Annotated in this window: 16 protein-coding genes; 9 read left to right on the top strand and 7 right to left on the bottom strand. The window is 45.6% G+C overall.

The window, feature by feature from the left end; all coding sequences use genetic code 11:
* Positions 1-39: 39 nt before the first annotated feature.
* Entirely contained in the window at positions 40-1,086 is a 1,047-nt protein-coding gene (locus F9L33_RS11895; protein WP_152143022.1) for a TIR domain-containing protein, read from the bottom strand.
* A 701-nt stretch (positions 1,087-1,787) separates the two neighbouring features.
* On the opposite strand from F9L33_RS11895, the gene ttcA reads away from it, so the two are divergent.
* The 4 genes from ttcA to yihA all read left to right on the top strand — a co-directional run bounded on the left by ttcA (position 1,788) and on the right by yihA (position 5,957).
* Complete coding sequence (gene ttcA / locus F9L33_RS11890) at positions 1,788-2,636, top strand: tRNA 2-thiocytidine(32) synthetase TtcA (RefSeq protein ID WP_152143021.1); 849 nt, start codon at positions 1,788-1,790, stop codon at positions 2,634-2,636.
* Positions 2,637-2,698: 62 nt separating this feature from the next.
* Positions 2,699-4,555 carry a membrane protein insertase YidC gene (gene yidC / locus F9L33_RS11885; RefSeq protein WP_152143020.1) on the top strand — a complete coding sequence of 619 codons (1,857 nt, stop codon included), beginning with the start codon at positions 2,699-2,701 and terminating at the stop codon, positions 4,553-4,555.
* Complete coding sequence (locus tag F9L33_RS11880) at positions 4,552-5,307, top strand: MOSC domain-containing protein (RefSeq protein ID WP_152143019.1); 756 nt, start codon at positions 4,552-4,554, stop codon at positions 5,305-5,307. The genes yidC and F9L33_RS11880 overlap by 4 nt, the downstream gene beginning before the upstream one ends.
* Positions 5,307-5,957 (top strand): ribosome biogenesis GTP-binding protein YihA/YsxC, encoded by a 651-nt coding sequence (yihA, locus tag F9L33_RS11875; protein WP_152143018.1) that lies wholly within the window; start codon positions 5,307-5,309, stop codon positions 5,955-5,957. The genes F9L33_RS11880 and yihA overlap by 1 nt, the downstream gene beginning before the upstream one ends.
* Positions 5,958-6,157: 200 nt before the next feature.
* Here the strand turns inward: yihA and F9L33_RS11870 are convergent, their stop codons facing one another.
* The 3 genes from F9L33_RS11870 to nthA are packed head-to-tail and all read right to left on the bottom strand — an operon-like array spanning position 6,158 to position 7,786.
* Positions 6,158-6,505, bottom strand: a complete 348-nt coding sequence (locus tag F9L33_RS11870) for a hypothetical protein (protein ID WP_152143017.1) — start codon at positions 6,503-6,505, stop codon at positions 6,158-6,160.
* Positions 6,492-7,148, bottom strand: a complete 657-nt coding sequence (gene nthB / locus F9L33_RS11865) for a nitrile hydratase subunit beta (protein WP_152143016.1) — start codon at positions 7,146-7,148, stop codon at positions 6,492-6,494. The genes F9L33_RS11870 and nthB overlap by 14 nt, the downstream gene beginning before the upstream one ends.
* Positions 7,148-7,786, bottom strand: a complete 639-nt coding sequence (nthA, locus tag F9L33_RS11860; RefSeq protein WP_152143015.1) for a nitrile hydratase subunit alpha — start codon at positions 7,784-7,786, stop codon at positions 7,148-7,150. The genes nthB and nthA overlap by 1 nt, the downstream gene beginning before the upstream one ends.
* A gap of 128 nt (positions 7,787-7,914) precedes the next feature.
* Between nthA and argB the strand changes: the two genes are divergently transcribed.
* Genes argB through F9L33_RS11840 form a run of 4 tightly spaced genes read left to right on the top strand, consistent with a single transcriptional unit; the run spans position 7,915 to position 10,738 of the window.
* On the top strand, positions 7,915-8,778 hold the full coding sequence (gene argB, locus F9L33_RS11855) for an acetylglutamate kinase (protein ID WP_226804110.1): 864 nt from the start codon (positions 7,915-7,917) through the stop codon (positions 8,776-8,778).
* Positions 8,779-8,794: 16 nt separating this feature from the next.
* Positions 8,795-9,589, top strand: coding sequence for a sterol desaturase family protein (locus tag F9L33_RS11850; RefSeq protein ID WP_152143014.1), 795 nt, complete (start codon positions 8,795-8,797; stop codon positions 9,587-9,589).
* Positions 9,565-10,233 carry a ferredoxin gene (locus tag F9L33_RS11845; protein WP_226804108.1) on the top strand — a complete coding sequence of 223 codons (669 nt, stop codon included), beginning with the start codon at positions 9,565-9,567 and terminating at the stop codon, positions 10,231-10,233. Before F9L33_RS11850 ends, F9L33_RS11845 begins: the two co-directional genes overlap by 25 nt.
* A gap of 4 nt (positions 10,234-10,237) precedes the next feature.
* Positions 10,238-10,738, top strand: a complete 501-nt coding sequence (locus F9L33_RS11840; protein WP_226804106.1) for a histidine phosphatase family protein — start codon at positions 10,238-10,240, stop codon at positions 10,736-10,738.
* A 77-nt stretch (positions 10,739-10,815) separates the two neighbouring features.
* Here F9L33_RS11840 and F9L33_RS11835 read toward each other — a convergent pair whose 3' ends face one another.
* Together F9L33_RS11835 and F9L33_RS11830 are read right to left on the bottom strand one after the other, a co-directional pair.
* Positions 10,816-11,253, bottom strand: coding sequence for a nuclear transport factor 2 family protein (locus F9L33_RS11835; protein WP_152143012.1), 438 nt, complete (start codon positions 11,251-11,253; stop codon positions 10,816-10,818).
* A gap of 102 nt (positions 11,254-11,355) precedes the next feature.
* Positions 11,356-11,886, bottom strand: a complete 531-nt coding sequence (locus F9L33_RS11830; protein ID WP_152143011.1) for a hypothetical protein — start codon at positions 11,884-11,886, stop codon at positions 11,356-11,358.
* A gap of 252 nt (positions 11,887-12,138) precedes the next feature.
* Between F9L33_RS11830 and F9L33_RS11825 the strand changes: the two genes are divergently transcribed.
* Positions 12,139-12,624, top strand: a complete 486-nt coding sequence (locus F9L33_RS11825; protein WP_152143010.1) for a hypothetical protein — start codon at positions 12,139-12,141, stop codon at positions 12,622-12,624.
* Positions 12,625-12,695: 71 nt separating this feature from the next.
* Here the strand turns inward: F9L33_RS11825 and F9L33_RS11820 are convergent, their stop codons facing one another.
* Positions 12,696-13,463, bottom strand: coding sequence for an amino acid ABC transporter ATP-binding protein (locus F9L33_RS11820; protein ID WP_152143009.1), 768 nt, complete (start codon positions 13,461-13,463; stop codon positions 12,696-12,698).
* Between the last annotated feature and the right edge of the window lie 8 nt (positions 13,464-13,471).

Below are 13,471 nucleotides of genomic sequence, written 5' to 3'. Positions count from 1 at the left end.
CCCACGGGCGGGTGCAAAGGTCAACAAAAACAATGGCAATTAAGTATCTTTTATAAGCTTCACTCGTTCTAAGATATATTCTGCAACTTTTCTCGGCTTGTTTACTTTTGCATCTATATATCCGTCGATTGAAAAAAGTCCTTCAATAACCGCATCATCAAACTTAACAAACATTAAACGCTCATCATCTTTACTTTTAATGATATCTCTTATCGCTCTCATCTCTAAGCCACACCATTCTTTTTCATTGTACTCAGTAGCAAGAAATACAACGATCAACTTAGAACGTTTATGGTATATACTTTGCAATAAAGTATCTAAGTTCGGACGCGCTAGCTGTGCTTGGTAATCTAAATCATAAAATACTTTATCAACGCCTAATTCCTTCCGAAGAACCTTCATTACATCAGAAACATATTTTCTCTGCTCACCTGGAAAAGAAACAGCAACTTCAAAGTCTAAGTCTTCTATACGTTTGTTTGAGCGATCACTCTTTCCAACCATTCCATCGTCTAACAACTTTTCAAGAACAAGTAATGAGAGAGTAAAAGGTTCAGGTTGAATAATCCTAGAAAATTCCCTTCCTGAATGAGTGATCGATAAATAATATATTAGATAATTAATCCAAATAGCCAAGCCGTTATCATTAACTACGCTAATAGGTTTTTTTGATGGTTTATTTTTCTTTTCGGCATCAGTAATATCATTCAACACTCGACGCTTTATTTCTTCTGCCTGTTCTTTGTTAAACAAATTTCCAGCTCGTAAAGCTAGTTTAATAAACTTATCCCTTTGTTGCTTCTTTCCTTTAACTATAGCAAATTGCGAAAGCTCTGCGCCTTTCATACCAATCTGCAAATCACTTCTCTTCAAATTCTCCAAAAGGTTTTCAATATCATCATCACCTCCAACGGAGCCATAATACTGCCAAAGAAGTACATAGTGACCAGAGTTTTCAACTTCTTGTTTACCAAGGTTTGACTGTGTGATTACAACCTGTTCAATACTTACATCATGTAGCTTTGCGGCCTCTTTGTTAAACGCTTTAATTAAACGGATTATCTCATTACGGTTAAATGAAGTCATAATTAGCTTTCTAGTATAATATTAAATCTAATAGCCGATCGGCAAACAAACTAGCAAATGTTTTTCGATCAATAGTTTCAAAATCCCCCCTTCCCTAGCCCCCACACATCCCCTATCCTAACCGCAGGATGAGCCACAGCTTATCTCGGGGTGTCGTTACCCCACGCACGTCGGTTGGTATCAACCGAAATGGTACTCCTCGATTTTCAAAGGTCGGGGAGGCTATGGCGTATGTCCAGGGTCTCGGCCTAAAGGTCATAGCAGTCGTGCGTGCGCGGCTAACGAACTCCCCGGCTGTCGGATCAAACCGACGGCCGTTTTCATTTGTATATTTGATTTAAGGGAGCGGCGTATTTGCCCATGATGATTTTTCCACACAGCAGCAGTTTGCACACCATTTATATAACCAAACGTACCAGATATTTGATATTACAGATGCTGTTCGACGAAGGGCACCTGAACCCCGATGATCCACTCCTCCCCCTGATCACCGCTTTTCTAAATCAGACCAATGTTGGCGAAATCCGCATCAGAAATAAGCTGTGTTTGGTGTTTCGTTAAATCGTACAAATGTCATACGCCCTGTGCACGTACGGTGCACGCCGATCATACACCGCTTTTTGCCCCTCATTCCCCCAGCGTGCGCAGACTTAACAAAGCGTTCACTGGTAAATCAGGGAATCACGCGGTATAGGGGCGCTATGTTAGATGAAACCACCGATATTCACGCCCTTTTCGAAGGTGCGCCCAGCACAACAGAGTTTAAGAAACTTAGGAAGCGTATTGTGCGCCAAACCCGCGAAGCGATCGAGCAATATGGCATGATCGAACGCGGCGCCAAATGGCTTGTCTGCCTGTCAGGCGGCAAGGACAGCTATACGCTTTTGGCAGTACTGCATGAACTGAAATGGCGTGGGCTTTTGCCTGTGGAATTGCTGGCCTGTAACCTTGATCAGGGGCAGCCAAATTTCCCTGCAACTGTGTTGCCAGAGTTTCTGGAAAAGATGGGTGTGGAACACCGTATTGAATACGAAGATACGTATTCCATCGTCAAAGAAAAAGTGCCGATGGGTCGGACATATTGCGCGATGTGTTCCCGCCTAAGACGCGGAAATCTATACAGAATTGCACGCGAAGAGGGGTGTTCAGCCGTCGTACTTGGGCACCACCGCGACGACATGTTGGAAACGTTTTTTATGAACCTCTTCCATGGTGGTCGTTTGGCGACAATGCCGCCGAAATTGGTGAATGATGAGGGCGATTTATTCGTCTATCGCCCACTGGCTTTTGTGGCTGAAAAAGACTGTGAAAAGTTCGCGCGTGACATGCAATATCCGATCATTCCATGTGACTTATGTGGCTCTCAGGACGGGTTGCAAAGGCAGCAAGTGAAGGCGATTTTGGACCAGTGGGAAGCCAACAGCCCAGGCCGCCGTCAAGTGATGTTCAAAAGCCTAATGAACGCCCGCCCCACCCACCTTTTGGACCAAGGCCTGTTCGACTTTGCAGGATTGGTGCGCCCGAACCCAAATGACGCCGAAAAACCTTGACCTTTTGGCGGGTTTTCTATTGAACCGAGCCAACCCTTTTACAACCTTCTCAGGACGCATCGATGCAAGACGACGAAAACAAAAACCTAATGCTAGCCATGGCCCTAAGCGCCCTTGTTATTATAGGTTGGTTCCTTATTTTCCCACCAGAGCAACCTGAGGTTATTCCACCAGAAAAAGTTGTTGCAGATGGACGTGGCGGCGCAAATCAATCACTTGGCACACAACCTGATGGAAGTATTGTTGCATCAGCACCAGCGGCAGGTGGAACAAGTGTACCTGTTGATACTGCTGAGACAATTGGGACACGTGAAAATGCCCTTACAAAGACAAATCGTATTGCGATTAAAACGCCCCGTTTGGATGGCTCAATTTCTCTAAAAGGTGCACGTATCGATGATCTGCATTTAACTGATTACAATGTTCGCCTGAATGATCCTTCCGACAAGATTACATTGCTATCCCCTACAGGCGGGCCAAAAGCTTATTACGCGCTACACGGTTGGACACCATACGACAGTTTAACTTACAATGATGTTCCTCATGCAAATACTGAATGGGCTGTTGAAAGTGGTGACATCATCACAGAAGCAACTCCTGTCACATTGAAGTGGGAAAACGATAAAGGTCTGATCTTCCGCCGCACAATCAGCGTGGATGACAACTATATGTTCAACATTGAACAATCCGTAGAAAATACGACAGACGAAGATGTACGCCTTGCACCATATGGGATCATTGCACGTCAAGGTGAACCAGAAACAATCGGCTTTTATATTCTACACGAAGGTGTTGTTCGCGCCAGCGATGGTGAGATCGAAGAAATCGATTACGACGATATGCCAGATGAAGCAATCGACCCGCGTGAAAACGCAGCTGTCAGTGCTGTGGACGTTGAAGCAAACGGGTGGATCGGTTTTACAGATAAATACTGGATGACAACTTTAATCCCGAATACAGGGCAAGCTTTTAACTCTGTTTCTAAGTATTCTGCAAACAGCGATACATACCAAACGGATGCACGTCTTCCAAGCATGGTAATTCCAGCAGGCGCCACACAAGGCATCACAACATCACTGTTTGCAGGTGCAAAAGAATACGAAATCATCAAAGACTATGAAAGAAATGCAAACGTAGACAGTTTCATCGATTCAATTGACTGGGGTTGGTTTTTCTTCCTAACCAAGCCAATTTTCCTTGTACTGCACTTATTGAACAATCTTATCGGAAATATGGGTATTGCCATTATTGGCCTGACACTTTTGATCAAAGCGTTGTTGTTCCCATTAGCCTACAAATCATACGTGTCAATGGCACGTATGAAAGAGCTGCAGCCAGAAATGGAAAAGCTAAAGGAGAAGCACGGAGAAGATAAGCAAGCGATGCAAAAAGGTGTGCTTGCATTATACAAAGAAAAAAAGGTCAACCCAGCAGCTGGTTGTCTGCCAATCTTGCTACAAATTCCAATTTTCTTCTCGCTCTATAAAGTGATCTTTGTAACGATCGAAATGTATCACGCACCATTCATTGGCTGGATACACGATTTGTCTGCACCAGACCCATCATCCTTCTTAAACATGTTCGGCCTGTTCCCTTGGGGTACACCTGAAGTTGGCACAATCTTTGCATTCTTCTCTATCGGTGTTTATCCAATCCTTATGGGTATCACGATGTGGCTTCAACAAAAGCTGAACCCAGCCCCGACCGATAAAACGCAAGCACAAATATTTGCGTGGTTACCTTGGGTGTTCATGTTTATGTTGGGCCAATTCGCAGCTGGTCTTGTGTTGTACTGGGTGGCCAACAACACGATCACATTCATTCAGCAATACACAATCATGCGCAGCCAAGGTGTGAAACCAGATATCTTGGGCAACATTTTCAAACGCTTCAAAAAAGAAGAAGCGGAAAGCAAATGATCACAGTAACTGATCTATGGCGGCACCCGATTAAGGGTGTCGGCTGTGAACAGCTTGGATCGGTTGCCTTACAGAAAGGTAAAACTATGCCTTGGGATCGTCATTGGGCTTTGGCCCATGCTGATGCCAAAGTGGACTATGCCAATCCTGAATGGGTACGTTGTTTGAATTTTGCACGTGGCGCGCGTGGCTATAAATTGATGGCCGTTACATCTCAGTACGATGAAGTGACTAGTAAAATTACATTACAACATCCCGATTTGGACAACATCACAGTGAACCCAGAAGATGCATCTGATGCACGCGATTTAATTGAATGGGTCACAAAAATCAGCGATCCAAAACGTTCGTTGCCATCACATGTTTTCAAAGCAGGCCGCGGCATGACAGACAGTAGTGCACAGACCCTTTCTATATTGACCAAAGCATCATTGGATGAGTTCTCAAAAACCATTGGCGCATCACTTGATCAACGCAGGTTCCGTGGCAACATCTGGTTAGATGGCACAGCCGAGCCATGGGAAGAATTCGGTTGGGTTGGAAAACATATCCGCATCGGTCAGGTAGAGTTGGAAATCATAGATCGTATCGAACGCTGTATGGCAACAACTGTAAATCCAGACACAGGTGTTTCTGATCTGCAAACCCTGAATACATTAAAAGACAACTGGGGGCACCGTGATTTTGGTATTTTTGGCGTTGTCACAAAATCTGGCGCAATCTCTGTGAATGATATGGTAGAGGTTCTGTAATGGACTTAGAATTCAAAATTACAGAACGCCCTGAATACTCAGAGCGTGAAATTGGCCGCAAGATGTTTGCTGGCGGTGCAGAGTTCTTAAAAGGTGTTGTCGCCATGGATGGCATGCCACCTGCGGACCGTCTTGAGGTTTGTTTTGCAGGCCGTTCAAACGTTGGCAAGTCTAGCTTGATTAATGCTTTAACAGGACGCAAAGCCCTTGCACGTACATCTAATACACCAGGCCGCACACAAGAGATTAACTTCTTCACATTAGGCGAAGAACACTACCTTGTAGATGTCCCAGGTTACGGTTTCGCCAATGCCCCTGTTGCCATCGTTGAAAAATGGCAACGTCTGTTAAAAGCCTATTTGTCTGGCCGCCAATCATTGCGCCGCGTGTTCCTCTTGATCGACAGCCGCCACGGTGCCAAACCTGTGGATGAAGAGATCATGACATTGCTCGGCCGCTCCGCTGTAACATTCCAGGTGATCTTAACCAAATGCGATAAACCACGTGGTAAAGAATTGGAAAAATCACTTCAACGTACCAAGGATGTTTTACAAAAACACCCAGCCGCATTCCCAGAAATCATTCTGACCTCTTCTGAAAAAGGCGATGGTATAGATACGCTGCGCTCTGTGATCGCAACATTGATCTAATCAACGCTTACAGCTTTTTATCTTTCGAAGTCCCTACAATGGATGCCCTTATGGGTATCCGCCATGCAGCAGACCCATTAAAATTCCCTAGATCAGTTGCACATATACCGCCCACCAGCGCACAGGAAGCACACCGTTCATGCGGTATCTAAAAAAGCACCGCGATGAAACTGCGGCCAATCTATTGCCAGCTTAGACTGCTAAGGCAGTTCAACAGGCTCACCATGCGGTGTTGTTTCATACGCATGGGTCCAATCCGCTTTACGTTCATCCATCAAATCTTGTGGGACATCACATTTGTCCTGCAACACCGTTTCCAATGCCTCTAGCGCAGCTTTGTAATACACTTCTGGCGTATCCATATCCGCATTTACTTGATGTTTGCGCAAAGCAACACCCAACGCGTTCGACCAATCGGCGGCAGCAATAGTACCCTCATCCACAAGGTTTTGAGCAATTGCCAAAACCTGTGCTTGCCATGCTTCATCAAACGATGGTTGGTCATCCAACCGCTGCAAGGGGATCAATGTATCGTTATTTGGGTGCAAGATAATCCTCCCACAACTCCAACGTCACACGATCATTCGGGTTGGCATCTGCTCCCCATAATTCTGTTGCAGTAAAAGCCACGGTATACAAATGCTGCGCACTTGGCTTTCCCTTTGCATAATCATCGGGGAAGCAATGCGCGTTGTGGTAACTGTGTATCACACCCGTTTTCCCACGCGCGTATTCGGGCAATCGCGTATGCCCACTGTGCCCCTCTTTATTCGTTACAACCGTTTGGCTAACACTGAATGTAGGTTCTGTATCCACAGGGCGTGAAAAATCAAAAGCTATCTCGGCATTTTGCTGCAAAACACCTTCGTAATCCACTTCCAGAACATCCGCCAAAGGTGGCGTAGCCGACACCCCACTTGCCAATTCATCCGTCGTGAACACTTTGGAATCGATCATCGTCGCAATTGTCGTTTGCGCCCAACTATCGAAATATGGACGGTTCAGATAATCATCCTCTTGGATCAATTCACGCACATGCCGCCACCAGTCAATGTTGATATCAGGTGCTTTCGCAATCCGCGACATCGCCCACATGCGGCCCTCGTAATCATAGTGAAAAGGCTCTTCTGGCTCATTCACATCCACAGAGCCATAACCAAGTTTACCACCTAAATCGTGAATACCGTCCATTATGCACCCACCTTCAAATCACGGTCTGTCCCGATCATAGAATTGCGCGTCACTAACGCCGCCAATTCTTCAGCCGACATACCATCCGTCCCCGCAGGCTGTTGTGGGATCACGATATAACGTAATTCTGCTGTACTGTCCCAAACATGCACTCCAACATCTTCCCCAAGTGTCACACCAAATTCTTCCAACACCGCTCGAGGTTCGCGCACCACACGGGCGCGGTAAGCAGCCGTTTTATACCAATTTGGCGCCATGCCCAAAATCGCAAATGGGTAACAAGAACAGAGCGTACAAACGACCACATTATGTATATCATCTGTGTTCTCTACCGCTTTCAGATGCCCTGAAGCTGGGCCTTTATATCCCATTTCATCCACAGCACTTGCGGCATCAGCCAACAAGCGCTCCTTAAATGCGGGGTCTGTCCAAGCCCGAGCAACAACATGGGCACCACGTTTGGGGCCAATATCGTCTGCGTAAACTTCAACCCAACGATCAATGCTTTCACTCTTGACCATGCCTTTTTCCACTAAAATCGTTTCCAGCGCTTTCACACGCAGCGCAGAATCCGATGGCAAATGGCTGTGCAAATGTTGATGAATTTCTGTGATTTTCTTTTGGTCAAAACTTGCCATGATCAAAACCTATCTGTGTCAGAAGTGTTGCAGACATTAACCAAGAATTTCAAACAAGTTGCAATACCCTTGGCGCATCCATCACAAAAGGTTATGAAAACTACAGATAGACAATACGGATGAATGACATGGAGAAGTCCAAAGCAATGAAACGCGATTCAATTGCAACCGCCAGACTTTTGAGCGAAGCCTTGCCCTTGATGCAGCGCTATGATGGCGCTGTGGTCGTGATCAAACTGGGCGGTCACGCGATGAGCAGTGCCGAGGCTATGGATAACTTTGCACGCGATGTAGTTATGTTGCGTCAGTGCGGTTTGAATCCTGTCATCGTGCATGGTGGCGGCCCTATGATCAATTCCATGTTAGAAAAATTGGATATCCCAACTGAATTCGTAAACGGCAAACGTGTCAGCACACCTGAAACAGTTGAAGTCGTGGAAATGGTTCTGTCTGGTAAAGTGAACAAAAACATCGTCCAAGCCATCAACAACCAAGGTGGCAAAGCTGTTGGTCTGTCTGGCAAAGACGGCAACTTTATCCAGTGTGTAAAAGCTGCGGGCGATCTGGGCATGGTCGGCGATCCCGTAAAAGTAGACGCGGAAGTGATAAAGTCACTGACAGACGGCGGATTTATCCCTGTAATTGCCCCAATTGGAACGGGCGAAAACGGTGAAACATTCAATATCAACGGTGACACAGCAGCAGGTGCAGTCGCATCTGGACTAGATGCCGATCGTTTGTTGCTTTTAACTGACGTTGAAGGCGTGAAAGATGCCGAAGGCGATGTGCTGACAAACTTGACTTCGGATCAAGTTGCATCACTTACCAAAGAAGGGGTTATTGCTGGTGGCATGATCCCCAAAACGCAAACGGCATTAGATGCGATAAATGGTGGCGTTCGCGCAGTTGTGATTATGGATGGACGTGCACCTCATGCATGTTTGCTGGAGTTGTTCACAGATTACGGCGCAGGAAGCATGATCCGCGCCTAATAGATAAGGTGTTGGTATGGAAAACGAAGTCGCAATACGTCTGATGGTCTTTTTGGGCCTCTTTGCGCTCTTAGCCAGTGCAGAGGCACTCTTACCACGCCGTGTGCGCAGTCAAACCCGCAAAGCACGCTGGTTCACCAATATCAGCATTACTGTCATTGATACGCTTACAGTGCGCCTCATGGCAGTTCTGTTGCCCGTACTGGCCGTTGCTGCCGCTGCTGACGCCAGCGCCAAAGGCTGGGGGATTTTGGGGGCGGTAAACTGGCCAAACTGGCTGGAAATACTAATTGCTATTTTGGTGCTGGATTTCGTGATCTGGGCACAGCACCTGATCACACATAAAGTCCCGCTTTTATGGCGACTACACCGCGTACATCATGCGGATGTCGATATTGATGTGACTACGGCTATCAGGTTCCATCCTATCGAAATCGCTATATCGATGCTGATCAAAATCGGTGCAGTTTACATCCTTGGCCCAACAGCATTGGCGGTGATACTGTTCGAGATCATTCTTAATGGTGCCGCAATGTTCAACCATGCCAACATCAAACTGCCGCTTACAGTCGATAAATACCTGCGTCTGATCCTTGTCACACCCGACATGCACCGCGTGCATCATTCGGTGCACCGCCATGAGCATGACAGCAACTATGGTTTTTCATTATCTATTTGGGATCGCATGTTTGGCACCTATATTGCCCAACCCGAAAAAAGCCATGATGACATGACCATCGGTCTGCAATGGCAAGACGATCGTCCATCTAAACTGGGATGGAGCCTATGGCTGCCATTTCGCGCAAAATGAAGCTAACAGATATCCAAACCACCATCGCGCCGGCAGGTTTGGATATATACGGTGCATTCCATCCTGATGCGGATGATATGAGCGAAGCCAAGACACTTGTCATGCTTGGTCCATCGGCGGATTTTTGGAACATATTCACCAAATCACCCGAATACACAGACAAAACGCGAAACCCCATCGATCGCTGGTCCACACGTGTCTTAACTGACCTCGCCAATACCGTATCGGCCCACGCCATTTTCCCCTTTGGCGGCCCGCCATACGCACCATTCATTGCATGGGCAAAGCAATCAGGCCGCGCATGGGCATCCCCCGTTGGCATGTTAATCCACGATACAACAGGATTAATGGTTTCGTACCGCGGTGCACTGGCATTTGACGAAATTTTAGACCTTCCCACCAAAGCCCCTAAAAAACCTTGCGACACATGTGAAACCAAACCCTGTGTTGTCGCTTGTCCCGTAGACGCGCTTGGCCCGAATGGCTATAATGTTCAGGCTTGTCACGCCTATCTGGACACAGATGCAGGTGCGGAATGTATGACCATGGGCTGTATAGCTCGCAGGTCCTGCCCCATCAGCGTAGGTGCCAACCGACAAGACGCACAATCAGCCCTACATATGCGGGCCTTTCGAGGAAGATAACAGTTTGAAACGTGTCATTCTAATGCGCCATGCAAAGTCTAGCTGGGACAATCTGGATTTATCCGATCACGACCGCACATTGAACGACCGTGGACGCAAATCCGCCGTGATGATTGGTAATTGGTTGGTTGAAAATAACTATGTGCCAGACCAAGTCATCTGTTCCACCGCAGTCCGCTGCATGGAAACATGGGCGGGGCTGAAAGAGACTATGGGTTTAGAGATCGAACCGACATTCGACCGCAGCTTATATCACGCCCACGGCAGTCTATTACGTGAAAAACTTACGGCAGCTCATGCCAACACAGTCTTATTTCTATGCCACAACCCAGGCGTATCGGCCTTTGCAGAAGAGTTGTTGGAAAGTCGCCCCAAGGACCGTGATTTGTATAAATACCCAACAGCCGCTACTACTGTGATTGATTTCGATATTGCAGATTGGTCAGAGCTGTCATTGCGATCAGGTAAGCTGGAAGCGTTTATTATTCCGCGTCGGTTGGGATAAATATAGTATAATAAAAAGCCCCATATAATTGCGGGGCTTTTGAAGCTCTCTAAATCTAATTCCCATTAATGGCTCAATCAGAACATTCCATTGTCATGCGCCATCTGTTCTGGCACTTCTTGCGACACGTCCCAGTGTTCCACAATCTTTCCGCTTTCAACGCGAAAAATATCTATAACAGCCTTGGTTTTGCCACCTGACACCTGCTTTACATGCAAAACAACAAAATCATCCTCGGCAATCGCACGCACGATTGACATCTCTACATCCACAGCCGCAAACCATCCTGACAACCCGTCAATAAGTCCTTGGCGACCCGTTGGAACATTAGGGTTATGCTGAATGTACCCTTCTGAAAGATACGCCATGGCAGCCGCTTCAACATCTTTCTCGATCAGGGCTTGTTGGTAGAATTTAACGACAAGGTCTTTGTTGTCTTGTGCATTTGCGTAAAGGGGCAGCGTGCTCAATAGAGTTACTGAAATTATTGATATAAGTGCGAAGATTTTCTTCATGATCGTAATCCTGTTTTCAAAAATGAACCACCCCTGTCTGTAAGGGGATGATTTGTTCAAATGTTATTTAAATACTAAGGGGTTTTTAAATTTGGGCGATTTCTATTTGTCCTTCTTAAGCTGACTGTAAGCATCAACCTGATACCGCCATTCACCATTCGGCAGTTTCTTTGTCACCACAACGAACTTGGTTTCATAGGTTACATCCGCTTCATTCGGGCGTTTCTGCAATGTTTTCGCATAGCCTATGTCATACCCAATGGCATCATCATGCACTTCCCTGGCAACGATCCTAAAATCCATATCAAGAGATCCATTGCCTTCTTTCATCCAGACAAACCAATCATCCCAATCTGGTTTGATACCATCAATACCTTGGATAAGAGGTGCGGTTGGAATGAGGTAAAATGCATCCTCGGCATATATCTTGGAAAAACTTTCGGTATTTAAAGACGCCGTCGCAGCCGCCAGTTTTTCATATAGCGCATCAATACCTTTATGCGGTGTCACACCATCCTCAAGCACGATATCAGCACGAGCTGAAAACGTTCCAAATGACAAGCATGCAGCAAGACCTAATAATATGCAGGAGTTCTTTTTAGATAATTTAAGACGGGGTGTGCGTAGCTTCATAAAGCAATTCCTATATTTTGTTCAATTGTTTTTCATCAAACTTTCAAGTTCTGCTCTATGTTGTAACGCACTAATGATAAAAAACTTCATTCAGGTTGCTATTTTTGTATCTACCTTTAAATCTCGACAACTAATTTCATTAATAAAGTCTGGCACATATCCTAGAAGTACATTTATATCCTATCTTATAATACTCATTATCACGTATACATGTGCGAAAAGTGACAATCATTTTTGAAAGGCAACCATTATATGAAACCAATAAAATGTCTCGCATTAGTTTTATTAGCAGGCTGCGCTCCTCCTAATCTTAACCTAGACCAAAACTTTAATTTTCGTGAAATTAGTTATTCGGGACCTTTGGATGACGCAACAAATAATGATGATGGTGTAATCACAGGAATTACAAACGATAACGCAGTAAAGGCCGCTGTGCTTCCACAGTTAAAAGCTAAACTTAGCACTTTCAAAGGCGAAAAACCTTACGCATTTGATATAAAATGTAGAGTTCAGCTACCAACGAAGTTCTCTCAAACCGTTAATTTACTTACTAATGTATTTTTGATTTGCGAATATGGTATAAAAGATTTGAGTACAAAAACCACTATAGTCGAAGATCGGCCTGTTAGTGTAGTCACGCTTGTAACTCCAGGGAAAACCAAAAACGAAATGCTTTCTGATGCAGGTGTAAAATTAGCCGATGCAGTGAAAAAAGATTTAGGCAAACTAAAAAAATAAAAAATACCATTCATCGAAGACAAAAAGCCCCGCACAATAGCGGGGCTTTTTTAACTTTATAAACTGTATTCTTAGTGACCCAAGATTTGGCTCAAGAACAACTGTGTGCGTTCTGATTGTGGATTGTTAAAGAACTCTTCTGGTTCGTTCTGCTCCACAATTTGACCCGCATCCATAAAGATCACGCGGTTTGCAACCTGACGGGCAAAGCCCATCTCGTGCGTCACACAAAGCATTGTCATGCCCTCTTCCGCCAGTTCGATCATGGTGTCCAACACCTCTTTGATCATCTCTGGGTCAAGCGCAGATGTCGGTTCATCGAACAACATGATGCGTGGCTTCATGCACAGTGAGCGCGCAATCGCCACACGTTGTTGCTGACCACCAGACAACTGGCCAGGGTATTTATCTGCCTGCTCAGGAATCTTCACCTTTTCAAGGAAGTGCATCGCTGTTTCTTCGGCTTCTTTCTTTGGGATCTTGCGAACCCACATCGGTGCCAAAGTACAGTTTTCAAGGATCGACAGATGCGGAAACAGGTTGAAGTGTTGGAAACACATGCCAACCTCTGACCGGATCGTATCGATGTTTTTCAGATCAGATGACAGGTGAGTGCCATCCACAGTGATCTTACCTTGTTGATGCTCTTCCAACGCGTTGATGCAACGGATCAGCGTTGATTTACCAGAACCAGATGGTCCACAAATCACGATACGCTCACCTTCATAAACCGTTAGGTCGATGTCTTTAAGCACGTGAAATGAACCATACCATTTGTTCATCGCATCGATTTGAATTGCGACTTTGTCAGATACTTCTAACTTTTTTGCTGTAGCCATGAGAATAA

It is taken from the genome of Amylibacter sp. SFDW26 (assembly GCF_009184395.1).
Classification (GTDB): Bacteria; Pseudomonadota; Alphaproteobacteria; order Rhodobacterales; family Rhodobacteraceae; genus Amylibacter.
This window is presented reverse-complemented; position numbering and strand designations above follow the sequence as displayed.